This window comes from Streptomyces sp. NPDC002838, from assembly GCF_040295365.1.
Classification (GTDB): domain Bacteria; phylum Actinomycetota; class Actinomycetes; order Streptomycetales; family Streptomycetaceae; genus Streptomyces.
In genome coordinates, this window is record NZ_JBEOVF010000052.1 from 11495 (window position 1) to 35924 (window position 24430).

Here is a 24430-nt window from a genome sequence, read left to right on the forward strand (position 1 = left end):
CGACGTGCTGTCGCTCCCACGGGACGACGAGACGGGGGCGTGGCAGGAGAGAAGGGCGACATGCCGAGCGGGGACAACTGGCAGAACGACGTGCTGCGCGACCTGAGGGGCGGCACGCCCCAGCAGCGTGCCGCACAACAGGGCGGCCAGCCACCACAGGCGCCTCAGCAGCGGGAACAGCGGGCGCCCCAACAGCAGGCAGAGCAGCAGGGGACGCAGGGCCAGGGCCAGGCGCAGGGCCAGGCGCAGGGCCAGGCACCTGGGTACGGCTACCCGCAGCAGTACCAGCAGCAGGCGTACGGCGACCAGTCCGCGGCCCACCAACAGCAGGCCTACGGCGGCCAGTACGCCGCCCAGCCACAGCAGCCCCAGCCACAGCAGCCCCAGCCACAGCAGCCCCACCCGCAGCAGCCCCACCCCGCGCAGGGCCAGCCGCCGTATGCCGACCCGGCCTACGCACAGCAGGCCTACGCCCAGCAACAGGCCAACCACGCCCAGCCGCAGCCCTACGCCGGCCAGCCCCACCCCCAGCCCCAGCAGAACCCCGGCCCGCAGCCCCAGCAGTACGCCGACCAGACCCCCGCCCCGCGCGCCCGGTCGTCCCGCGCCAACCGCGAGAGCCGCCCCGTGGTCGACAAGAAGCTCGTCTCCTCCGCCCGGGCGCCCCGGCGCGGGGAGCCGTTCACCGCCCGCGCCCTGCGTGCCGTACGCCGTACCGTCTCCTCCTCGGCCGCGCGTGAGGTCGCCGAGACCACCGCGACCGCCGAGATACTGCAGCAGCCGGTCACCACCGGCCGGCAGATCGCGGTGACCTCCATCCGCGGCGGCTCGGGCAAGACGACGGTCGCCGCCCTGCTCGGCACCACCTACGCCCACTACCGCCAGGACCCGGTCCTCGTCGTCGAGGCCGATCCGGCGCTCGGCTCGCTGCCGGTGCGGCTCGGCGCGGAGAGCACACGCTGGACCACCGGCGACCTCGCCGAGGTCGTCGAACCGCAGATGACGCTGCTCGACGTCACCGGCTACCTGGTCCAACTGCCCGACAACGCCTGGCTGTTGCCCGGCAGCCAGGGCCAGGTCGGGGCCATGCTCGACACCAAGGGCTACGAGCGGATCATGGTGTCGTCGCGCCGCTACTTCGGCGTGACCGTCGTCGACTGCGAGACGCTGCCCGCCGAGGTCGCCCGCACCGCCCTGTCCGCCGCCCAGGCCCGCATCCTCACCGTGCCCGCCACGCTGGAGGGCATCGCCAGCACGCACGCCGTCCTGGAGTGGATGCGCGGTCTGCCCCGGGACATCACCACCACGACCGTCGTCGTGCTCACCGAGACCGTGCCGCACACCGGCATCGACCTCGACAAGGCCGCCGAGCAGCTGAAGGCGACCGGGGCGAGCGTGCGCGTCCTGCCCTACGACCGCCATCTAGCGGCCGGCGGGATCATCCGCACCGACCTGCTCGCGCGGGACACCCGGGAGGCCGCCACCCGCCTGGCCGCGGAGGCCTTCCAGCTCTCCCAGAAGCGCCGCTGAACCCTCCCGAGCACGAAGGGATCTCGAAGGGCTCTCGAAGAGATCTCGAAGGGACTCGAAGGACCTCGAGGACAAAGGCTAGAAGGACGATGAGCACCCGACTGATCCACCGGCCGGCCCGGACCACCCGGCCTCCGGCCTCTCCCGAGCCGCGCACCATCGAGGCGCCGCCCAACCTGCCCGACGGCAAGACGGGCTCCATAGCGACCTCGCTGCTGCCCGTCGCCGGTGTCATGTCGTCCGTCGTGATGATGACGGTCGTCCGCAACAGCCAGTTCGCGGCGCTGGGCGCGATCATCCTCGTCGTCACCATCATCGGCTCGCTCGTCATGGTCTTCTCCCAGCGCGGCAAGGCGCAGCGCACCCGCCGCACCCAGCGCGAGGCCTACCTCGCCTACCTGGAGGACCTGCGCGAGGAACTGTCCAAGGAGGAGCGGGAGCGGCGCGAGAGCACCCAGGTGCTCAACCCGCCGCCGGACGCGCTGTACGACATCGTGCGCGACCCCGCCCGGCTGTGGGAGCGGCGCCGGCTCGACGCCGACTTCCTGCGGGTCCGCGTCGGCACCGGTGAGATGCCGGTGCGCGACCTGAAGGTGGCCCCGCCCGGATCCTCCGTGCTCACCCCGCCCGACGAGTTCATGCTGAACGAGGCCTCCGCGCTGGTGTCCCGCTTCAGCAGCGGCACCGAACTCCCGCTCACCGTCCCGCTCGACCGCGTCGGCAACATCACCGTCATCGGCGAGCGTGAGGACACCCTCCGGGTCGCCCGCGCACTGATCGCGCAGGCCGCCGCCACCCACGCGCCCGACGACGTGGCCATGGCGCTGGCCGCGCCCGGCGACCGGATCGCCGACTGGGAATGGGCCAAGTGGCTGCCGCACCTGCTCGACACCGAGCAGTTCGACGGCCCCGTCGCCGCCCGCCGGATCGCGCCCTCCCTGCCCCAACTGGCCCGGCAGATCGGCCCCGAGCTGCGCCGCCGCGCCTCCTACGCCGCCGAAGTGCGCCGCGGTCTGTCCGGCAAGGACGCCCTCGCCATGACCTCCCGGCTGCTCGTCGTCGCCGACGGACACGGCGACGACGCCGTCGACCTGCCGCGCCCCGACGACGCGGTCGGCCTGCGCGACATGGGTGTCACCGTCCTGCACCTGCTCGACCAGCGGGTCCAGGAGCCCGGCAGCGTCGGCGTGCGCATCACCGTCGACGGCGAGCGCGTCGTCATCGAGGACCTGCGCATGCCGGAGCCGATCAGCGCCCACGGCACCGTCGACGAGATCGGCATCCCCTTCGCCGAGGGCTTCGCCCGGATGCTCGCTCCGCTCAGGCTGTCCGCGGAGTCGATGGTCGACGCGCCGCTCACCGGCCCGGTCGACTTCGCCGAACTGCTCGGCATCGACGACGTGGCCGGCCTCGACCTGAACCGGCTGTGGGCGCCGCGCGGCGAACGGGCCTTCCTGCGCGTGCCCATCGGCGTCAGCGACTCCAAGGAACCCGTGCTGCTCGACCTGAAGGAGTCCTCCGAACTGGGCATGGGCCCGCACGGCCTGTGCGTCGGCGCCACCGGCTCCGGCAAGTCCGAGCTGCTGCGCACCCTGGTCCTCGCCCTGGTCGCCACGCACCCGCCGGAGGACCTGGCCCTCGTCCTCGTCGACTACAAGGGCGGCGCCACCTTCGCCCCCTTCGCCGACCTGCCGCACGTCGCCGGCGTCATCACCAACCTGGAGAACCAGGCCGGCCTCGTCGAGCGCGTCCACGCCTCGCTCGCCGGCGAGGTCAAGCGCCGGCAGCAGGTCCTCAAGGACGCGGGCAACGTCGCCGACATCGGCCACTACGCCGCGCTGCGCGCCGAGCGGCGCCCCGACCTGGAGCCGCTGCCGCACCTGTTCGTCGTGATCGACGAGTTCGGCGAACTCCTCACCGCCAAGCCGGACTTCATCGACCTGTTCCTGTCCATCGGCCGGATCGGCCGCTCCATCGGCGTCCACCTGCTGCTGTCCAGCCAGCGCATCGAGGGCGGCAAGCTCAAGGGCCTGGACACCTACCTGTCGTACCGGCTCGGCCTGCGCACCTTCTCCGCCGACGAGTCCCGTACGGTCCTGGACACCACGGACGCCTTCCACCTGCCCCCGCTGCCCGGCTTCGGCTACCTCAAGGTCGACACCAGCCACTACGAGCGGTTCAAGGCCAGCTACGTCTCCGGCGCCTACCGGGGCCCCGTGCAGCGCGACACCGAGGACACCGGGCCGCTGGCCCTGGAGTACGAGGCCTACAACACCCTCGGCGACGACGGGAGTTCGGCGCCCGAGGAGCCACAGATGCGGCGCCGGGAGACCGGACCCACCGAGCTGGGCGTGATCATCGACCAGCTCCAGGGGGCCGGCGCCCGGTCGGTACGCCAGATCTGGCTGCCCCCGCTGCCCGCCGGGGTCCCCCTCGACAAGGTCGCCGGCCCCGTGGAGATCGGCCCGCGCGGCATGCAGCTCGCCAAGCGGCGCGGCCCGCTCCAGGCGCCGCTGGGTCTTCTCGACGACCCGACCAAGCAGTGGCAGGGCCAGTGGTACCTGGACCTCACGCTCGCCGGCGGCCACGCGGCGATCATCGGCGGCCCGCAGTCCGGCAAGACCACCCTGCTGCGCTCCCTGGCCCTCTCCCTGGCCCTGACGCACACCCCGCAGGAGGTCGGCGTCTACGGCCTCGACCTGGTCGGCGGCGGCCTGCAGGCCCTCTCCGGCCTGCCGCACGTCGGCGGGGTCGCCGGCCGCGCCGACCGCGAGCGCGCCGCCCGCACCATCGACTCCGTGCGCGCCATGCTCGACCAGCGCGAGGAACTCTTCCGCATCCACAACATCGACTCGCTGGAGCAGCTGCGCACCCTGCGCGCCGCGGGCCGCGTGCCCGAGCTGGCCTCCACCGAGATCGTGCTGCTCATCGACGGATTCGGCGCCCTGCGCGACGACTTCGAGGACCTCGACGACTCGGTCGTCGACATCCTCAAGCGCGGCAGCGGCTACGGCATCCACGTCGTCGCCGGCATGCTCCGCTGGAACGACGTGCGCATCGCCACCCAGTCCCAGTTCGGCACCCGGGTCGAGCTGCGCCTGAACGACCCGAGCGAGTCCAGCATCGACCGCAAGCTCGCCGAGACCCTCTCGCCCGAGGAGAAGGGCCGCATCCTCACCGACGGCAAGCTCTTCGCGCAGGTCGCCCTGCCCCGCACCGACGGCCTCGCCGACACCTCCGACCTCGGCGCGGTCCTGGAGCACGCCGCCCGCTCGATCCGCGCCACCTGGACCGGCGACGTCGCCCAGCCGGTCCGCGTGCTGCCGCACGTCCTGGAGGCGCGGCAGCTGCCCGGCCCGGCGTCCGAGCCGCGCCGGGTGCCGATCGGCCTGGACCAGACGCAGCTGGCCCCCGTCCTGATCGACCTGTTCGAACACGACCAGCACCTGCTGATCATGGGCGACAGCGAGTGCGGCAAGACCAACCTGCTCAAGGTGGTCGCCCAGGGCCTGATCGAGCGCTACGGCGACAACGAACTGGTCTTCGGGGTCTTCGACCCGCGCCGCGGCCTGCGCGGCGTCATCCCGGAGGAGTACCGGGGCGGCTACGCCTACAACGCCAAGCTGTGCGCCGGGCTCGCCGCCGGCATCGCCACCGAGCTTGAGAAGCGGCTGCCCGACGAGAGCGCGGGTGGCGAGGACCTGGAGCCGGGCAGCTTCTCGGGCCCGCGGATCGTGATCCTCGTCGACGACTACGACGTCCTGACCACCGCCGGCCAGCAGCCGCTCGCGCCCTTCGTGCCGTACATCCCCTCGGCCGTCGACATCGGCCTGCACTTCGTCCTCACCCGCCGTGTCGCGGGCGCCTCCCGTGGCCTGTACGAGCCGCTGATGCAGGGGCTGCGCGAGTCCGGCGCCTCGGCGCTGGTGATGGCGGGCGACCGGAGTGAGGGCCAGCTCTTCCCCGGCGTGTACGCGAGCCAGCAGCCGCCCGGCCGTGGGGTGCTGGTCCGCAGGGGCCAACCGAACCGGCTGATCCAGACCGTCTACACGGGGACACAGGTGAATCCATGACGAAGGACGTCATCGCCCTCACGAAGCAGATGCCCGACCCGTTGAGCGTGCTCGCGGGTCTGCTCGCCGGCGGCCCGGACAGGATGGTGGGCGTCGAGGGAGAGGGTGCGGTGGTGCAGCTCTGCGACGAGCAGGGCCGCCCGCTCGTCTCGGTGGAGGCGCCGCTGCTCGTGCAGGTCCGGGGCGAGGCCGAGCGGCTGCTCGGGGCGCGTGAGCCCGAGGTGCCGTACTGGTGGACCGAGGCCCGCGCCACCACCGGCGTCAAGGAGGCCGAGGAGCTCGCCGGGACCTTCGCCGCGCGCATCGCCACGCTGGTCGGCGGGACCGCCTGGCCGCCCGGGGCCGCGTGGTCGCTGGCCGTGGTCAAGACGGACGGGATGAGCGTGGCGCCGGTGCCGGCCGCCGCCCAACCGGCCGTGGACGTGCTCACCGACAAGGTCGCCGTCATCATCCAGGACCGCCCGGTGGTCGCGATGACCGCCTGGCTCTCGGACGCCTTCCGCGCGGCCGCGAACGCCGGGCTCGGCCTGCAGATCGTCACCCCCGCGGGCACCCGCCTCTCCCCGGCGGTCCGCAACAGCCTGCCCGGCTGGCCCTCGCGCTGGGTCGTGCAGGACGAACGGGACGGCTACTACGACGGCCTGTCCGGAGCCGTCCTGCAGTGGAGCAACGGCCTGTTCGTGACCGTCGAGTCGCCGGAGGCCACCCAGGAGGACCCGCGCACACCGGTCGCGGCCTCCTTCGGGGAGGGCCTCGCCGAAAAGGGCGACACGGGCGAACGCCAGCTGGCGATCTCCTTCCGCACCATCCACCCGGCCGACGAGCGGCTCGTCCTCGGCGGCGCCCTGGAAGCCGTATGGCAGGAGATCACCGGTGAGCCGCCGGCCGGCTGGGGCACCGAGGAACCCGCCAACCTCCCCTGGTCCCTGCGGCAGTTGACCGACGTGGCGTACGAGCGGGCGCCCGAGCCGACCTGGCTGGTGGCCGTCGGCAGCCCGGAGCGCCCGGGCCTCGCGACCGTCCGCATCACCCGCACCAAGGGCGGCGTCGAGGAGGACGTGACACTGGCCTTCGGCTACGGCCCGGGCGAGCAGATGCCGACGGACGCCGTCATCGCCGCGGCGGAGGCCCTCGCCACGCAGCACGACCTGCAGTCCATGCTGGTCCAGATCCGCCGCGCCCGCCGGGACCTGTCCGTGCCGCCGCGCTTCGAAGGCCCCGGCGTGCCGTACGCGTTCGTCCTGGGCGCCGAGGAGGTCCGCGAGATGCCCGGCGACCGGGCCCGCAACACCCCGCTCGCCGAGGCTCCGCGGGAACTGGGCCCGAAGACCCGCCCGGCGCTGTACTACCCCCTGCCGGGCGACCCGTCGGACCTGTCGGGCTGGCAGGACTTCGAGCGCCTGATGAGGCATCTGAAGGGCAGCTGAGTCCGAGACTGCCCTGACCTGCGCCGACGAGCCGGGGTGGGGCTTTCCCCAGGTCTTTCGGGCGGCCGTCCTCAGGGTCCGCCCCACCTCCGGTCCGTACGTTCGAGGCATCACCACAAGCGATGCCCGACGAACGACGGACCGGAGGAACACGCATGGCAGCCGACTGGGCCGTAGAACTGCACGGTGTCCGCTGCTGTACGGCGCCTTCGCCGGCGCGATCGTCGTCCTGGGCCTGACGGCCGCCACCCTCCCGGCTCGCGCGGCGCTGCGCGGCGACACGCTGGACGAATGAGAGCGCCCCCGCCCGGACTGGCCGGTGCGGGGGCGGTCGATCATCGCGACGGTTAGGCGTTGACCTTCTCGCGTACGGCGGTCTGCTCGCGCTTCTCGCGCCCGCGGGCCAGGTCGGCCGCGTCCCGTTTGAAGGCCCAGTCCATCTTCGGCTCCATCGCGAACCGGAAGAGCCGCCGCACCGGCGAGGTGCACAGCAGGGTGACGGCGACGGCCGCGAGGACACTGACGAAGATCTCGCCGAGCGGCCGGTGCAGCCAGGCGTGGTCGAACCAGCCCCAGTAGTCGCCGCCCTTCACCAGGAAGCCGTGCAGCAGGTAGCCGTACAGCGTGCCCGCGCCGAGCGCCGTGAACCACATCGTCCGGCCCGGCACCCAGGCGAAGAAGCAGGCGGTCAGCAGCAGCGAGCAGCCGAAGAGGGCGAGCACCATGACCGGTCCGGTCCACCACGGCGTGCCCAACTGCTGCGCGGCGTCACGGTGGTAGAACCACGCCGTGTTCATGCGCGGCACCGCCCACCAGCCGACGGCCAGCGCGGCCGCGAACACCGGCACCGCCAGGATCCGCACCGAACGGCGGCGCACCAGCCGGAAGTGTTCCGGCTTCATGCACAGGCCGAGCACGAAGAACGGCAGGAACTGCAGCACCCGCTGGAGGTCCAGGTCGTCGCCGATGTTCGGCGTGACGGACGCCAGCATGGCGATGGCCAGCGCGAGCGGCAGCGGCCACCGCACCAGCTTCCAGATCGGGGTGGTCAGCCGCCAGATGAACAACGCGCACAGGAACCAGGTCAGATACCAGGGATCCAGCAGGCTGATGTCCTGCTCCGGCGCGTCGTCGGCGAACCGCTTGAAGACCGGGTAGGCGGTCTCGAAGAGGATGTACGGCACGGCGACGCCGGTGATCAGGCGCTGCAGCCGGTCGGCGCGCATGTCGAAACTGCGCGAGAAGAAGCCGGAGATGATGATGAACGCCGGCATGTGGAACGCGTACACCATCATGTACGCGCCCTCGAGGATCCGGCTGTCGCCCTTGATCGGCTCCCAGAAGTGGGCGACCGCCACCAGTACGATCGCCAGATACTTGGCGTTGTCGAAGAACGCGTCGCGCTGTTTGCCCTCGGCGGCTCGCGGAGCCGTCCGTTCGTTGCTCGGGCTCTGCTGATTCTGCTGTTTCTGCGGCGAGCGCGGACTCGGCACTCCGTCCGCCGGGGACTGTGCCGGGGGGAGTGGCGCTCGGTTCTGGCCGTGCGGTCGCAGCGAGTTCGTCACAGACCCTCCCGCCAGGAACGGGGAGAGACGATCAGGGGCCTCGCTGCGCTTGTGGGGGACGAGGCAGCGTGGAACATCTGAGGCACCCTAGCCCCGGCTGTGGGTTTTCGTAAAACCCTCCACGTCATTCCTGATTAATAGCTTCGACTACCCGTGTTTTCCCGGGAGTTGATGTCACGATCCTCGAGGCATATGCGTTCCTCTTGTCGCGATTCATCCTGACTAAATGGTGCATAAGGCCAGTCATCGGTGTGTCTGTGGCCGCAATTCGAATTAGCTGCGAACAGGTTGTGTGGACACGGAAACGATCCGGTCGAATTCCCTGTGTATCTCCGGTGCTTCCCTGTGCGGGTGTCTTGTCGAATTGCTGTGCGGGTGCTGTAGCGGAGGCCCCGCGCGCGCGGGTGCGCGCGCAGGCTCGGGTCTGGCTCAGGCCAACGTTGGGTCACGCGCCGCATATGCGGGCCCTGTTGGTGGCACGATGGTTCTGGCGGGGGTGCGCGGGGTTGCATCCCCGGGCCGGGAGAGCGGACCGACCGAGGGTGTGATCAGTTGTGGCCATTTCGCTGTCAGTGGTGTTGCTGTTGGCGATCATCTTGGTGGTGTTGATCAGAGGAGGCTCCCTCAAGGCCGGCCCCGCCGTGGTCGCCGTGCTCTTCGGCTTCTTCCTCGCCTCGACCGGCATGGCGGACGACATCCAACGGTTCCTGAACTCCATAGCGGAGACCATCAACTCGATCCAGTTCTAGGCGCGCGCCCATGGTCCGCCGCCACAGAACCCCGCACGTCACGTACGTCTTGTACATCCCGTACGCCACGGATGGCACGGGATGTCACAAAGGCCTCCGGCCCGATCCCTGAAGGACCGGGCCGGAGGCCTGTTGGAGCGGGCGACGGGAATCGAACCCGCGTAGCTAGTTTGGAAGACTAGGGCTCTACCATTGAGCTACGCCCGCACAGCGCGCGCCGCAGGTCAGGTGACCGCGGCACTGAAGGCATCGTAGCGGGTCGTGCCCCCTTGCCGCACACCCCGTTTGCGCCCGGGCTGCCGCCCGCACGTGCGCTCGCGAAATGCGGCGGCCCCGCTGCCTGCGGGCATGTACCCTACGTGTCGCACCAGACGGGGTGTGGCGCAGCTTGGTAGCGCGTCCGCTTTGGGAGCGGAAGGCCGTGGGTTCAAATCCCGCCACCCCGACCACCGACCGGTCGGCGACCGGTCGCCGACCGGCCATCACCGGTCGTTACCGGCCGCCCGCGCGGTCACCTCGGGTGATCGCGTCCCGTGATCGCCTTTGGGGCGTGTCGTCGCTGCCGTTACTATGCAAGCTGCACGCCCGTGTGTCTCTCGTGTGAAGTCTCCGGGCGGCGAATCCGCCGGGACCATTCTGGCTCCGGCAGAACCCAAGAAGTCAGCCCCAAGGAGACCGAACCGTGAAGAGCGCCGTGGAGACCCTGAACCCGACTCGGGTTCGGCTCACTGTCGAGGTGCCCTTCGAGGAGCTCAAGGACAGCCTCGACGCGGCGTACAAGAAGATCAACCAGCAGGTCACGGTGAAGGGCTTCCGCAAGGGCAAGATCCCGGCCCGGATCATCGACCAGCGGTTCGGCCGCGGTGCGGTTCTGGAGGAGGCGGTCAACGACGCGCTTCCGAAGTTCTACACCGAAGCGGTCAACGAGGCCGAGATCGACGTCCTGGGCCAGCCCGAGGTCGACATCACCGAGCTGAAGGACGGCGAGACGCTGAACTTCACCGCCGAGGTCGACGTCCGCCCGTCCCTCGAGATCCCGGACTACTCCGGCATCGAGGTCGAGGTCGACGCCGTCGAGGTGACCGAGGAGGACATCGAGAAGTCGGTCGAGGAGCTCCGCGAGCGCTTCGCCTCCACCTCCCCGGTGGAGCGTGCCGCCGAGGACGGCGACGTCGTGACGATCGACCTGGAGGCCAAGGTCGGCGGCGAGGTCCTGGAGGACGGCGTCGCCAGCGGCGTCTCCTACACCATCGGCTCCGGTGAGCTGCTGGAAGGCATCGACGACGCCGTGAAGGGCCTGGAGGCCGGTGGCGAGGCCACCTTCACCTCCGAGCTCAAGGGCGGCTCGGCGGCCGGCCAGGAGGCCGAGGTCACCGTCAAGGTCACCCAGGTCGCCGCGCGCGAGCTGCCCGAGCTGGACGACGACTTCGCGCAGCTCGCCTCCGAGTTCGACACCCTCGAGGAGCTCAAGGCCGACAGCCGCAAGCGCCTGGAGAACATGAAGCAGTACGACCAGGCCACGCAGGCCCAGGAGCGCGTCCTGGAGAAGCTGCTCGAGCTGGTCGAGGTGCCCGTCCCCGAGAAGCTGCTCGAGGACGAGGTCAACACCCGCAAGCACAACCTCGAGCACCACCAGCTCGGCCAGATGGGCCTCGACCTCGAGAAGTACCTGGAGATCCAGGGCAAGACCGTCGAGGAGTTCGAGAACGAGACCCGCGAGGCCGCGGTCAAGGGCATCAAGACCCAGTTCGTGCTCGACGAGCTCGTCAAGCAGGAGAAGCTCAACGTCAACCAGGAGGAGCTCACCGAGCACCTCATGCGGCGCGCGGCCTCCTCCGGCATGTCCCCCGACCAGTTCGCCCAGGCGGTCGTCGAGGGCGGTCAGGTCCCGCTCCTGGTCGGCGAGGTCGCCCGCGGCAAGGCCCTGGCCGTCGTGGTCGAGAAGGCCACGGTCAAGGACACCAACGGCGAGATCATCGACCTGGACGACGAGGACGAGACGGAGACGGCCGCGGAGATCGCCGCCGAGGCGACGGAGGCCGACGCCACCGACGCCACCGACGCCGAGGCCGACGAGAAGACCGAGAAGACCGAGGGCTGACGCCCACGGCGCCTTGAACGCCGTATGACGGGCCCTGGGGACATCGCGTCCCAGGGCCCGTTGTCTTACCCAACGGGCGCGGGGAACTGCGCGAGCGGCCACTGCGGACCGCAGACGCCCCCGACCAGTGGACCCACGGCGAGAACCAGGGCCCACCCGGCGGAGCGACCTGCGCTGACAGCGAACAGCATCCTTCGCGGGATTCCCCGAAGGGGCCCGCGCGTTAGGGTCCATGAATACGAGGGCAGTGGAGTCCCCGAACGGCTCCAGCCCCGCAGGGAAACGTAAGACGGCCCGGACGCCGTCGTAAGACGAGCAGGTGGATACGTGACGAATCTGATGCCCTCCGCCGCCGGCGAGCCTTCCATCGGTGGTGGCCTCGGCGACCAGGTCTACAACCGGCTGCTCAACGAGCGGATCATCTTCCTCGGCCAGCCGGTCGACGACGACATTGCCAACAAGATCACCGCGCAGCTGCTGCTCCTTGCCGCCGACCCGGACAAGGACATCTTCCTGTACATCAACAGCCCCGGCGGCTCGATCACGGCCGGCATGGCGATCTACGACACCATGCAGTACATCAAGAACGACGTGGTGACCATCGCCATGGGCCTCGCCGCCTCGATGGGACAGTTCCTGCTCAGCGCGGGTACGCCGGGCAAGCGCTTCGCGCTGCCGAACGCCGAGATCCTGATCCACCAGCCCTCCGCGGGCCTGGCCGGCTCGGCCTCCGACATCAAGATCCACGCCGAGCGGCTGCTGCACACCAAGAGGCGCATGGCCGAGCTCACGTCCCAGCACACCGGTCAGACGATCGAGCAGATCACCCGTGACTCGGACCGCGACCGCTGGTTCGACGCCCTCGAGGCCAAGGAGTACGGCCTCATCGACGAGGTCATGCCCACGGCCGCCGGCATGCCGGGCGGCGGCGGCACCGGGGCCTGAGGCCCCCGCACAGCCCCCAGCCGACCGCCTCAGCCCCTAGGAGACAGACAGTGAACGACTTCCCCGGCAGCGGCCTGTACGACCGCACGAGCGCCGAGTACACGGGTCCCGTCGCGGAGTCCCGTTATGTGATCCCCCGCTTCGTCGAGCGCACCTCGCAGGGCATCCGCGAGTACGACCCGTACGCGAAGCTCTTCGAAGAGCGCGTGATCTTCCTCGGCGTCCAGATCGATGACGCCTCCGCCAATGACGTCATGGCGCAGCTGCTGTGCCTGGAGTCGATGGACCCCGACCGGGACATCTCGGTCTACATCAACAGTCCGGGCGGCTCCTTCACCGCGCTCACGGCCATCTATGACACGATGCAGTTCGTGAAGCCGGACATCCAGACGGTCTGCATGGGCCAGGCGGCCTCCGCCGCCGCCGTCCTGCTCGCGGCCGGTTCGCCCGGCAAGCGCATGGCGCTGCCCAACGCCCGCATCCTGATCCACCAGCCGTACAGCGAGACCGGCCGCGGCCAGGTCTCCGACCTGGAGATCGCCGCGAACGAGATCCTTCGCATGCGTGCGCAGCTGGAGGAGATGCTGGCCAAGCACTCCACCACGCCGATCGAGAAGATCCGCGAGGACATCGAGCGCGACAAGATCCTCACGGCCGAGGACGCGCTGTCGTACGGCCTGATCGACCAGATCATCTCCACGCGGAAGATGAACAACGCTGAGGTCCGCTGACGCGGACCTGTATCGTCTGCCGCTCCTTGGCACGGTTCGGCACTGTGCACGACAAAGTGCACGACAAAGTGAACCGTGCCAAGGGGGGCCCGAACGGGGGGCTCGGCAAGGTACCGTCGGACATAAGGCAGCACCAGGAGCCGCTGGACCTAGGCGTCTCCCAGGCGAAGGGGAAGCACACCGTGGCACGCATCGGTGACGGCGGCGATCTGCTCAAGTGCTCGTTCTGCGGCAAGAGCCAGAAGCAGGTCAAGAAGCTCATCGCAGGGCCCGGTGTGTACATCTGCGACGAGTGCATCGATCTCTGCAACGAGATCATCGAGGAAGAGCTCGCGGAGACCAGCGAGGTCCGCTGGGAGGAGCTCCCGAAGCCCCGCGAGATCTACGAGTTCCTCGAGGGATACGTAGTCGGGCAGGAAGCGGCCAAGAAGGCCCTCTCCGTCGCGGTGTACAACCACTACAAGCGAGTCCAGGCCGGTGAGAACGGCGGCGGGCAAAGCCGCGAGGACGCCATCGAGTTGGCGAAGTCCAACATCCTCCTGCTGGGCCCCACGGGCTCCGGCAAGACCCTCCTCGCCCAGACCCTCGCGCGCATGCTCAACGTCCCGTTCGCCATCGCCGACGCGACGGCGCTGACGGAGGCGGGGTACGTCGGCGAGGACGTCGAGAACATCCTGCTGAAGCTGATCCAGGCGGCGGACTACGACGTCAAGAAGGCCGAGACGGGCATCATCTACATCGACGAGATCGACAAGGTCGCCCGTAAGAGCGAAAACCCGTCGATCACCCGCGATGTGAGCGGCGAGGGCGTGCAGCAGGCCCTGCTGAAGATCCTGGAAGGCACGACCGCCTCGGTCCCGCCGCAGGGCGGCCGCAAGCACCCCCACCAGGAGTTCATCCAGATCGACACGACGAACGTCCTGTTCATCGTGGGCGGCGCCTTCGCGGGCCTGGAGAAGATCATTGAGTCCCGGGCCGGCGCGAAGGGCATCGGCTTCGGCGCGACGATCCGCTCCAAGCGCGAGCTGGAGGCCAAGGACCAGTTCGAGGACGTCATGCCCGAGGACCTGGTCAAGTTCGGCATGATCCCCGAGTTCATCGGCCGCCTCCCGGTCATCACGAGCGTGCACAACCTGGACCGGGAAGCCCTCCTCCAGATTTTGGTCGAGCCGCGCAACGCGCTCGTCAAGCAGTACGAGCGCCTCTTCGAACTCGACGGCGTGGAGCTGGACTTCGAGCGCGAGGCCCTGGAGGCCATCGCCGACCAGGCCATCCTCCGCCAGACCGGCGCGCGCGGCCTGCGCGCCATCATGGAGGAAGTCCTCATGTCCGTGATGTACGAGGTCCCGTCCCGCAAGGACGTGGCCCGGGTGGTCATCACGGCGGACGTCGTCCACTCGAACGTGAACCCGACGCTGATTCCGCGGGAGGCGCGCGGACGCGGGCCGGGCGAGCAGAAGACGGCGTAGGCAGCCACAGGCGTAAGCGAAGGGCCCCGGTCAACCGACCGGGGCCCCTTCGCCGTTGAGGCGTCCGGCGTCAGGCCTTGACGCGGACCTCCGTACGGAACTTCGTGGTGAGGTCCGCGGCCACGTCCTTGGTGACGCCCTTCGTCCCGTCACCCGGCGACACCATCGCCAAGGTGCTGTAGTCGGCCCACGCGCAGAACCAGTCGGTCTTCTCCTGCTTGGTCCTCTGGTCCGTGCCCTTGGCCGCCTGGCACTTCATGAGCGCGCCGTCGACGTCGACCTCCTCGGGCTCGCCGACCAGCTTGGCCTGGCCGCCGCTGCCGGAAGAGTCCTCCTCGGTGGACTTCTTGAAGTTGGCGAAGAAGATGTCCAGAGCCTTCTCCGGGTCGGCGATCTCACCGGAGACGCCCACGAACGAGATGCTCTTGGAGGCCGCTGCCTCGGCCGCGCTGGGCGCGGTGCTCGGGTCGCTGGGGTCGTAGCCCTCGATGGTCGAGTAGAAGCCGAACACGCTCTTGCCGTTCTTGACGCCGCTCTGCTCCAGCTCCGCGGCCGACTCGTCACCGACGCTCGCGCCGTCCTTGGTGGCCCGGTGGTACTCGCCGAGCGCTTCCGCCGGCGTCGACAGCGTGTGCGCCCCGTCGTCCTCCAGGCCGCCCCCGCCGGCGCCGATCACGAAGTACGCCCCCACGCCTATCGCGGCCACGACGGCGACGGCGCCGATGATGATGCCCGCCTTCTTCTTGCCGCCCCCCGAGGCCGGCGGCTGCGGCACGCCGTACGGGGCCTGGCCGTAGGGCGGCTGCTGGCCGTACGGGGCCTGCTGACCGTACGGCTGCTGCGGAGGGACACCCTGCGGGGGCTGCTGCGGGTAGCCGTAGCCGGGCTGCGGCTGGGGCGGGGGAGCCTGCTGGGGGAAGCCGTAGCCGGGCTGGGCGGGCGGAGCCTGCGGCGGCTGGCCGTAGGGACCCGGCTGCTGACCGTACGGTCCAGGCTGCTGAGGCTGCCCGCCGTACGGGCCCGGCTGGTTGTGGCTCATCTCTGGGTTCCCCTCCAGATGCTTATGTGTTCCTGACATCCTGGCGTAGTCCCTGCGCAGGCAGGGCGTTGGGGGGCCCACCGTTACAGAACAAACGCGTTTCGGGACTGCCCGGTGACACCCCTAAACTGAGCCCGTGACCGAGAACGCTCAGCAGCAGCCACCAGCGCCCAACACCGAACTGCCGACCCAGTACGCGCCGGCCGACGTAGAGGGGCCGCTGTACGAGCGCTGGGTGGAGCGGGGTTACTTCGAGGCCGACGCCAAGAGCGACAAGCCGCCGTACACCATCGTCATCCCGCCGCCGAACGTCACCGGCAGCCTGCACCTCGGGCACGCCTTCGAGCACACGCTCATCGACGCCCTCACCCGCCGCAAGCGGATGCAGGGCTACGAGACGCTGTGGCAGCCCGGCATGGACCACGCCGGCATCGCCACGCAGAACGTCGTCGAGCGGGAGCTGGGCAAGGAGGGCAAGTCCCGGCACGACCTCGGCCGTGAGGCGTTCGTCGAGCGGGTCTGGCAGTGGAAGGCCGAGTCGGGCGGGCAGATCAGCGGTCAGATGCGGCGCCTCGGCGACGGCGTCGCCTGGTCGCGTGAGCGCTTCACGATGGACGAGGGACTGTCCCAGGCCGTCCAGACCATCTTCAAGCGGCTCTACGACGAAGAGCTGATCTACCGCGCCGAGCGCATCATCAACTGGTGCCCGCGCTGTCTGACGGCCATCTCGGACATCGAGGTCGAGTACCAGGACGACGACGGCGAGCTCGTCTCCATGAAGTACGGCGACGGGGACGAGACGATCGTCGTCGCCACGACCCGTGCCGAGACCATGCTCGGTGACACGGCCGTCGCCGTTCACCCCGAGGACGAGCGGTACAAGCACCTGGTCGGCAAGCTGATCAGGCTGCCGCTGACCGACCGCTCCATCCCCGTCGTCGCCGACGAGCACGTCGACCCCGAGTTCGGCACGGGCGCCGTCAAGGTCACCCCGGCCCACGACCCGAACGACTTCGAGATCGGCCAGCGGCACGACCTGCCCGCCGTCGCGATCATGGACGAGCACGCCGTCATCACCGCCCACGGCCCCTTCCAGGGCCTGGACCGGCTGGAGGCCCGCTCGGCCATCGTCGCCGCGCTGCGCGCCGAGGGGCGGATCGTCGCGGAGAAGCGGCCGTACGTCCACAGCGTGGGCCACTGCTCGCGGTGCAAGACCACGATCGAGCCCCGGCTCTCCATGCAGTGGTGGGTCAAGGTCGGCCCGCTCGCGAAGGCGGCCGGCGACGCCGTCCGCGACGGCCGCGTCAAGATCCACCCGCAGGAGATGGAGAAGCGGTACTTCGACTGGGTCGACAACCTCCACGACTGGTGCATCTCGCGGCAGTTGTGGTGGGGGCACCGGATTCCGGTCTGGTACGGCCCGGAGGGTGAGGTCGTCTGCGTCGGCCCCGACGAGGAGCCGCCGAGCGGTGAGGGCTGGCGTCAGGACACGGACGTCCTCGACACCTGGTTCTCCTCCGGCCTGTGGCCGTTCTCGACCCTCGGCTGGCCCGAACAGACCGAATCGCTCGCGAAGTTCTACCCGAACTCCGTCCTCGTCACCGGTTACGACATCCTGTTCTTCTGGGTCGCCCGGATGATGATGTTCGGCCTGTACGCGATGGACGGCACGCCGCCGTTCCACACCATCGCCCTGCACGGCATGGTCCGTGACCAGTTCGGCAAGAAGATGTCGAAGTCCTTCGGCAACGCGGTCAACCCGCTGGACTGGATGGACAAGTACGGCAGCGATGCCCTGCGCTTCACCCTCGCCCGCGGTGCCAACCCCGGTGTCGACGTCCCGATCGGCGAGGACTGGGTCCAGGGTTCCCGCAACTTCGCCAACAAGATCTGGAACGCGACCCGCTTCGCGCTGATGAACGGCGCGACGGTGCAGGGGCCGCTGCCGGAGCCGTCGGCGATGTCGGCGACCGATCGGTGGATCCTGTCCCGGCTCAACTCCGTTGTCGCCGAGGTCGACGCGTACTACGAGGACTACCAGTTCGCGAAGCTCTCCGACGCGCTGTTCCACTTCGCGTGGGACGAGGTGTTCGACTGGTACGTCGAGCTGTCGAAGACGACATTCGCTGCCGGCGGTGCGGCCGCCGAGGTCTCGAAGCGCGTCCTGGGTGAAGTCCTGGACGTCACGCTGCGGCTGCTCCACCCGGTCGTTCCGTTCGTCACGGAGACGCTGTGGACGACGCTGACGGGTGGGGAGTCGCTCGTCATCGCCGAGTGGCCGTCGGACAGCGGGTTCCGGGACACGGGCGCGGAGCAGGAGATCGAGACGCTTCAGTCCGTGATCACGGAGGTTCGCCGTTTCCGTGCGGACCAGGGGCTGCAGCCGGGGCAGCGGGTTCCGGCGCGGCTGTCTCTCGACGGTACGGCGCTTGCCCCGCACGAGGCCGCGATCCGGCAGTTGCTGCGGCTGCAGCCGGAGGGGGAGTCCTTCGCGGCGACGGCGACTCTGCCGGTGGCCGGGGTTGAGGTCGCGCTGGACCTCTCGGGCGTGATCGACGTCGCTGCGGAGCGGAAGCGGTTGGCCAAGGACCTTGCCGCTGCGGAGAAGGAGAAGGCGCAGGCGAACGCGAAGCTCGGGAACGAGGCGTTCCTGGCGAAGGCTCCGGATCATGTGGTGGAGAAGATTCGGACGCGGTTGGCCAAGGCGGACGAGGACATCGCGCGGATTGCCGCGCAGCTGGATCGGTTGCCGTCGGCGTAGGTGTTCGTACGTTGGTGAAGGCGCCCGGAGCTGTTCGGTTCCGGGCGCCTTCGGTTGCTGTGGGACGGGTCGCGCGGCCCGGCGCTGACGGGGTGCCGCCTGCGCCCACCCGTGCCGCCCCAGCGGCACGACTGCCCGCAACTGCGCGGGGCGGCTGCCCGCGGCTGGGTGGGGCGGCTGCCCGCGGCTGCGTGGGGCGGCTGCCCGCAGCTAGGCGGGGCGGCTGGCCGCAGCTGCGTCGGCAACATGGCAGGGCCAGGGCGAGGGGTGCTTCTTGGGTACTTCTTGGCCGACCGAGTCGGGTGGTGGGTGGGCAGAGGCCGGGGTCTGGGGGCGGAGCCCCCAGGGACGGTGACCCCCACCGAGCCGCACCCGGACCCCGGCCTCCGTAGACTGGCCCCGTGAGTGAGCAGCCCCCGCACGATGACAGCGAGCAGCCCGATCCCGTCGACTCCTTCGAGGAGATCATCGCGGCCGAGACCGACCGTGATCCCGACCTCGCGGTGATCGAGGCCGGCAGCCGCACCCTGCGTACGCAGGGCGGTCCGCCGCAGGCCGACGTCCCCGGGCGTCCGGAGGACCCCGAGGTCGACAAGGCGCTCCGGGAGGTCGAGGCGGAGCTCGCCACCCGCTGGGGTGAGACCAAGCTGGAGCCGTCGGTCAGCCGTATCGCCGCGCTGATGGACGTACTGGGGGATCCGCAGCGGTCGTACCCCTCCATCCACATCACCGGGACGAACGGCAAGACCTCCACCGCCCGGATGATCGAGGCCCTGCTGGGTGCCTTCGAGCTGCGGACCGGCCGGTACACGTCCCCGCACGTCCAGTCGATCACCGAGCGCATCAGCCTCGACGGGGCCCCGATCTCCGCCGAGCGGTTCATCGAGACGTACCAGGACATCAAGCCGTACATCGAGATGGTCGACGCCCAGCAGGAGTACCGGCTGTCCTTCTTCGAGGTGCTCACGGGGATGGCCTACGCCGCCTTCGCCGACGCGCCTGTCGACGTCGCCGTCGTCGAGGTCGGCATGGGCGGCTCCTGGGACGCCACCAACGTCATCGACGGGGACGTCGCCGTCGTCACCCCCATCGACCTCGACCACACCGACCGGCTCGGTGACAACCCCGCCGCCATCGCCTCCGAGAAGGCCGGGGTCATCAAGCAGGACGCCACCGTCATCCTGGCCCAACAGCCGGTCGACGCGGCCCAGGTGCTGCTGAAGAAGGCCGTGGAGGTCGACGCCACCGTGGCCCGGGAGGGGCTCGAGTTCGGGGTCGTGGCCCGGAAGGTCGCCGTCGGCGGGCAGCTGCTCACCCTGCGCGGGCTCGGCGGGGAGTACGGCGAGGTGTATCTCCCGCTGCACGGCGCCTACCAGGCGCACAACGCCGCCGTCGCCCTCGCCGCCGTGGAGGCCTTCTTCGGCGTCGGCTCCCAGCGGCCCGAGCGGCTCGACATCGACACGGTCCGCAAGGCCTTCGCCGCCGTGTCCTCGCCGGGGCGGCTCGAAGTCGTACGGCGGTCCCCGACCGTCGTCCTGGACGCCGCCCACAACCCGGCCGGCGCCCGCGCCACCGCCGACGCCATCGGGGAGGCCTTCGACTTCAGCCGGTTGATCGGCGTGGTCGGGGCCAGCGGGGACAAGAACGTACGGGGCCTGCTCGAAGCCTTCGAGCCGATCTTCGCCGAGATCGTCGTCACCCAGAACTCCAGTCACCGCGCCATGGACGCCGACGAGCTCGCCGCCATCGCCGTCGAGGTGTTCGGCGAGGAGCGCGTGCAGGTCGAGCCGCGGCTGCCGGACGCCCTGGAGGAGGCGATCACGCTGGCCGAGGAGGAGGGCGAGTTCGCGGGCGGCGGTGTGCTGGTCACCGGTTCCGTCATCACCGTCGGCGAGGCCCGGCTGCTGCTGGGGAAGGGCTGAGACTCGACCATGCGTACGCTCTGTGCTTCGACCCTGATCGGCGAGTTCTTCATCATCGGGTTCGCCGGGCTGGTCGCGATGAAGGACCCCGACCTGTCCATGTCGACGGTGTGGACGGTCAGCGGCATCGCCATGTTCCTGTGTCTGCTGCTGTGCGGCATGGTGACCCGCCCCGGCGGCGTCGCCCTCGGCTGGGCCCTCCAGGCCGCCCTGATCGCCTCGGGCCTCATCGTCCCGTCGATGTTCTTCCTGGGGGCGATCTTCGCGGCCCTGTGGTGGGCGTCGGTGCACTACGGACGGAAGATCGACGAGGCGAAGGCGAGGTTCGCGGCCCAGGCCGACTCCTCGACGCCCGACCCCGCGTGACCCCCTCCATCTGACGCTGTGTAACAGGGGCCCGGACACGCCCGGTAACCTCATCACCCCGCACACACTTTGATTACAAGGAGCCCGTCGTGAGCCAGCGCACCCTCGTCCTCCTCAAGCCCGACACCGTCCGTCGTGGCCTGACCGGCGAGATCATCAGCCGTATCGAGCGCAAGGCCGGCTGGCAGATCACCGCGCTGGAGCTGCGCACCCTGGACCAGGAGACCCTGGAGCAGCACTACGGCGAGCACAAGGGCAAGGCCTTCTACGAGCCGCTGGTGGAGTTCATGGCCTCCGGTCCGGTCGTCGCGATGATCGTCGAGGGTGAGCGGGTCATCGAGGGCCTGCGCGCGCTCGCCGGCCCGACCGACCCGATCGCCGCCGCGCCCGGCTCCATCCGGGGTGATTACGGCGTGATCGTCCGCGAGAACCTGATCCACGCCTCCGACTCCGAGGAGTCCGCCGAGCGCGAGGTGAAGATCTTCTTCCCCGGCCGCGCGTAACCCCCGGGCTTCGGCGACTCGGTGCCCAGGCACGGACGACTCGCCGTGGGGAGCGAAGTTTTCAGGAATTTTCCTGACGGGATGTCAAACCGCTCGCCTGTCTGACCAGGGACGGCCGTACGTTGTCGGCCGTCCCTCGGCATATGCGTGCCGATCGGGGGAACGAGTGCCCCCGATGGCACGTCTCCACAAGCGAGGCGGTACATCACATGCTGACAATGGCGAAGACCCTCGCGCAGTGTTCGTGCAGGCGCGTCTACGATGGAAGCCTTCACGTCACCGCACCCACTTCGCCGACCTGAAATGCCCTCAAAAGCTCCCAGGAAGGCCAGACGAATCCTGATGGGGAACTCAATGTCGTTCATCGGCCGTGACATGGCTGTCGACCTCGGGACCGCCAACACGCTGGTGTACGTCAGGGGTCGCGGGATCGTACTCAACGAGCCGTCCGTCGTCGCGATCAACACCAACACCGGTGGCATTCTCGCGGTCGGCGCCGAAGCCAAGAAGATGATCGGGCGCACGCCCGGCAACATCGTTGCCGTACGTCCGCTGAAGGACGGCGTGATCGCCGACTTCGAGATCACCGAGCGGATGCTCCGCTACTTCATCCTGAAGATCCACAAGCGGCGGTATCTGGCTCGTCCGCGGGTCGTCGTCTGTGTGCCCTCCGGCATCACGGGCGTCGAGCGCCGCGCCGTCATCGAGGCGTCGTCCCAGGCCGGCGCCCGTCAGGTGCACATCATCGAGGAGCCCATGGCCGCGGCCATCGGCTCCGGCCTGCCGGTCCACGAGGCCACGGGCAACATGGTGGTGGACATCGGCGGCGGCACCACGGAGGTCGCGGTCATCTCCCTCGGCGGCATCGTCACCGCCCAGTCCATCCGCGTCGCGGGCGACGAGCTGGACAACGCGATCATCCAGCACATCAAGAAGGAGTACTCCCTCCTGCTGGGTGAGCGGACGGCCGAACAGATCAAGATCACGATCGGTTCGGCGTACGACCTCGACGCTGACGAGCACACCGAAATCCGCGGCCGGGACCTCGTCTCCGGGCTGCCCAAGACCGTCGTCATCTCGGCCGCCGAAGTCCGCAAGGCGATCGAGGAACCCGTCAACGCCATCGTCGACGCCGTCAAGACCACCCTCGACAAGTGTCCGCCGGAGCTGTCCGGCGACATCATGGACCGAGGAATCGTTCTGACCGGCGGCGGAGCGCTGCTGCGCGGCCTCGACGAGCGGCTGCGCCGCGAGACCGGCATGCCGATCCACATCGCCGAGGACCCGCTGGACAGCGTGGCGCTCGGCTCCGGAAAGTGCGTCGAGGAGTTCGAGGCGCTCCAGCAGGTGCTGGACGCCCAGCCGCGCAGATGACGTAACTCTTCGATTCCGCCGTACGAGATGATCCCCTCTCGTACGGCGGATCGTTGATATGGAGTCATAAGCTCCCACAAAACAAGCTCCCACAAAACAAGCTCCTACGAGGAAGGGCACGGCCGCCGCACGTGAGGGACACACGAGAGAGCCGGCTGCTCCTGGTGCTGCTGGTCGCCGTCGCGTTCGCGCTGATCACGGTGGACATCCGCGGCGGGCAGGACTCACCGGTCGACGGTGCCCGCCAGGCCGCGGCCACCGTCTTCGGCCCGATCGAGGACGGAATGTCGGCCGCGGTCGACCCGGTCGGCAACGCCGTATCCGCCATCCGTGACTCCGGCGAACGCCACGACCGGCTCGCGGAGCTGGAGAAGGAGAACGCGGCCCTCGAGGCGAAGCTCGGCAGCGACGACCGCAACCGTTCCCGCCTCGCCCAGCTCGACAAGATGCTGAAGATCGCGGGCAGAGGCCAGTACGGCATCAAGGGCGCCCAGGTCATCGCGATAGGAGCGGCCCAGGGCTTCTCCTGGACCGTCACCATCGACGTCGGCGCCAACGACGGCATCAAGCGCGACATGACCGTCCTCAACGGCGACGGGCTCGTCGGGCGCGTGACGACCGTCGGACCCAACACCGCGACCGTGCTGCTCGCCAGCGACCCCGACTTCACCGTCGGCACCCGCATGGAGGCCAGCGACGAACTCGGCTTCGCCTCCGGGCAGGGCGACCGCCCACTGCGCGTCGAACTCCTCAACGGCAAGGCCGAGATCAAGAAGGGCGACCGCTTGGTCACCTTCGGCTCGCAGGCCGACAAGCCCTTCGTGCCCGGCGTGCCCGTCGGCGTGGTCTCCCGCGTCGACCCCTCCGGCGGCGACCTCACCCGCACCCTCTACGTCACGCCGTACGTCAGCTTCACCAAGCTCGACATCGTCGGTGTCGTCGTCGAGACCCCGAAGCAGGACCCGCGCGACACGGTCCTGCCCGACAAGCCCAGGCCGACCCCCACCCCGACCGTGACGGTGACCGTGACCCCGTCCGCCGAGGCACCGGTCGACGGCCAGATCCCGCCAGAGCAAGAGCAAGAGCAGTAGGAGCTGTAGCCCATGCGCGTCAACCGGATCCTGCTGTCCTCCTCCCTGGTCGTCGTCGCCCTGGTCCTCCAGGTGAGCGTCCTCGCCCGTCTGCACCTCCCCGGCGCCGTCCCCGACCTGCTGCTGCTCACCGTCCTCGGCCTCGCCATGGTCTACGGCCATGTCGGCGGCGCCCTCGTCGGCTTCGGCGCCGGTCTGCTGGCCGACCTCGCCCCGCCCGCCGACCACGCGGCCGGCCGCTACGCCCTCGTGCTCAGCGTCATCGGCTACGCCGCCGGGCTGATCAAACCGGAGAACGGGCGCCTGAAGTCCGCCACCGGCCCCATGCTCGTCGTGGTTGCCGCGGCCATCGGTTCCACCCTGCTGTACGCCGGTGTCGGCGCCCTCGTCGGCGACACCGCCGCCCGCCATGTCGGCCTGCCCAGCCTGCTGTTCACGGCCGCGCTGTACGACCTGCTGCTCGCCCCGTTCGTCGTCCCCGGGATCATGGCCCTGGCCCGGCGCGCGGAGAACGACCCGCTGGCCGAGACCAACTCCTCGGCGAAGAAGCCCGACATCTCCTCCGGCTGGCTCTCCGGCGGCACCGGTCTGCGGATCGGCGGCCAGCGCGGCGGCCTCGGCGGGCTGAAGGTGAAGGCCGCCCGGGCCCGCACGGCCCGCGCCGGCCGCATCAAGGGGGTCAAGCGGCTGTGAGAGCGGGGGAATTGACCGTCGTACGGCATCAAGGCCTCACAGGATCGTCGTATATGACACATACACACACCGAGAGGGGGAGGCAGCCGCA

General features: G+C 69.8%; 17 protein-coding genes and 2 tRNA genes. 16 read left to right on the forward strand and 3 right to left on the reverse strand.

Going from position 1 to position 24430, the window contains the following annotated elements; genetic code table 11:
* Nucleotides 1–39: 39 nt before the first annotated feature.
* The 3 genes from ABT063_RS41790 to ABT063_RS41800 all read left to right on the forward strand — a co-directional run bounded on the left by ABT063_RS41790 (nt 40) and on the right by ABT063_RS41800 (nt 7030).
* Nucleotides 40–1530 (forward strand): nucleotide-binding protein, encoded by a 1491-nt coding sequence (locus ABT063_RS41790; RefSeq protein WP_502990996.1) that lies wholly within the window; start codon nt 40–42, stop codon nt 1528–1530.
* Nucleotides 1531–1619: 89 nt separating this feature from the next.
* On the forward strand, nt 1620–5603 hold the full coding sequence (eccCa, locus tag ABT063_RS41795) for a type VII secretion protein EccCa (protein WP_351066182.1): 3984 nt from the start codon (nt 1620–1622) through the stop codon (nt 5601–5603).
* Nucleotides 5600–7030, forward strand: a complete 1431-nt coding sequence (locus ABT063_RS41800; protein ID WP_351066183.1) for a DUF6177 family protein — start codon at nt 5600–5602, stop codon at nt 7028–7030. Before eccCa ends, ABT063_RS41800 begins: the two co-directional genes overlap by 4 nt.
* A 347-nt stretch (nt 7031–7377) precedes the next feature.
* Here the strand turns inward: ABT063_RS41800 and ABT063_RS41805 are convergent, their stop codons facing one another.
* On the reverse strand, nt 7378–8523 hold the full coding sequence (locus tag ABT063_RS41805) for an acyltransferase family protein (protein WP_502990997.1): 1146 nt from the start codon (nt 8521–8523) through the stop codon (nt 7378–7380).
* A gap of 626 nt (nt 8524–9149) precedes the next feature.
* On the opposite strand from ABT063_RS41805, the gene ABT063_RS41810 reads away from it, so the two are divergent.
* Nucleotides 9150–9344 (forward strand): hypothetical protein, encoded by a 195-nt coding sequence (locus ABT063_RS41810; RefSeq protein WP_030044846.1) that lies wholly within the window; start codon nt 9150–9152, stop codon nt 9342–9344.
* A 133-nt stretch (nt 9345–9477) separates the two neighbouring features.
* Here the strand turns inward: ABT063_RS41810 and ABT063_RS41815 are convergent.
* Nucleotides 9478–9551, reverse strand: a tRNA-Gly gene (locus ABT063_RS41815).
* 165 nt (nt 9552–9716) lie between these two features.
* On the opposite strand from ABT063_RS41815, the gene ABT063_RS41820 reads away from it, so the two are divergent.
* The 5 genes from ABT063_RS41820 (at nt 9717) to clpX (ending at nt 14590) form a co-directional block, all read left to right on the forward strand.
* A tRNA-Pro gene (locus tag ABT063_RS41820) sits at nt 9717–9793 on the forward strand.
* Between the two features lie 233 nt (nt 9794–10026).
* Nucleotides 10027–11445, forward strand: a complete 1419-nt coding sequence (gene tig, locus ABT063_RS41825; protein WP_351066185.1) for a trigger factor — start codon at nt 10027–10029, stop codon at nt 11443–11445.
* 339 nt (nt 11446–11784) lie between these two features.
* Nucleotides 11785–12390: an ATP-dependent Clp protease proteolytic subunit gene (locus ABT063_RS41830; protein WP_351066212.1), complete on the forward strand. Its 606-nt coding sequence runs from the start codon at nt 11785–11787 to the stop codon at nt 12388–12390.
* Between the two features lie 50 nt (nt 12391–12440).
* Nucleotides 12441–13121 (forward strand): ATP-dependent Clp protease proteolytic subunit, encoded by a 681-nt coding sequence (locus tag ABT063_RS41835; protein WP_095753066.1) that lies wholly within the window; start codon nt 12441–12443, stop codon nt 13119–13121.
* A gap of 182 nt (nt 13122–13303) precedes the next feature.
* Complete coding sequence (gene clpX / locus ABT063_RS41840) at nt 13304–14590, forward strand: ATP-dependent Clp protease ATP-binding subunit ClpX (RefSeq protein ID WP_351066186.1); 1287 nt, start codon at nt 13304–13306, stop codon at nt 14588–14590.
* Nucleotides 14591–14660: 70 nt separating this feature from the next.
* Here clpX and ABT063_RS41845 read toward each other — a convergent pair whose 3' ends face one another.
* Nucleotides 14661–15629: a hypothetical protein gene (locus tag ABT063_RS41845; RefSeq protein WP_351066187.1), complete on the reverse strand. Its 969-nt coding sequence runs from the start codon at nt 15627–15629 to the stop codon at nt 14661–14663.
* Between the two features lie 136 nt (nt 15630–15765).
* Here ABT063_RS41845 and ABT063_RS41850 point away from each other — a divergent pair, with 136 nt between their 5' ends.
* The 7 genes from ABT063_RS41850 (at nt 15766) to mreD (ending at nt 24339) form a co-directional block, all read left to right on the forward strand.
* A complete protein-coding gene (locus tag ABT063_RS41850; RefSeq protein ID WP_351066188.1) occupies nt 15766–18390 on the forward strand; it encodes a valine--tRNA ligase in 2625 nt (874 codons plus the stop codon).
* Nucleotides 18391–18791: 401 nt separating this feature from the next.
* Entirely contained in the window at nt 18792–20312 is a 1521-nt protein-coding gene (folC, locus tag ABT063_RS41855; protein ID WP_351066189.1) for a bifunctional tetrahydrofolate synthase/dihydrofolate synthase, read from the forward strand.
* 9 nt (nt 20313–20321) lie between these two features.
* Nucleotides 20322–20678 carry a DUF4233 domain-containing protein gene (locus tag ABT063_RS41860; RefSeq protein WP_351066190.1) on the forward strand — a complete coding sequence of 119 codons (357 nt, stop codon included), beginning with the start codon at nt 20322–20324 and terminating at the stop codon, nt 20676–20678.
* Nucleotides 20679–20767: 89 nt separating this feature from the next.
* Entirely contained in the window at nt 20768–21181 is a 414-nt protein-coding gene (gene ndk, locus ABT063_RS41865; RefSeq protein WP_351066191.1) for a nucleoside-diphosphate kinase, read from the forward strand.
* Between the two features lie 354 nt (nt 21182–21535).
* Complete coding sequence (locus ABT063_RS41870) at nt 21536–22555, forward strand: rod shape-determining protein (RefSeq protein WP_004931372.1); 1020 nt, start codon at nt 21536–21538, stop codon at nt 22553–22555.
* Nucleotides 22556–22686: 131 nt separating this feature from the next.
* Entirely contained in the window at nt 22687–23646 is a 960-nt protein-coding gene (mreC, locus tag ABT063_RS41875; protein ID WP_351066192.1) for a rod shape-determining protein MreC, read from the forward strand.
* 12 nt (nt 23647–23658) lie between these two features.
* A complete protein-coding gene (mreD, locus tag ABT063_RS41880; protein ID WP_351066193.1) occupies nt 23659–24339 on the forward strand; it encodes a rod shape-determining protein MreD in 681 nt (226 codons plus the stop codon).
* The last annotated feature ends 91 nt before the right edge of the window (nt 24340–24430 follow it).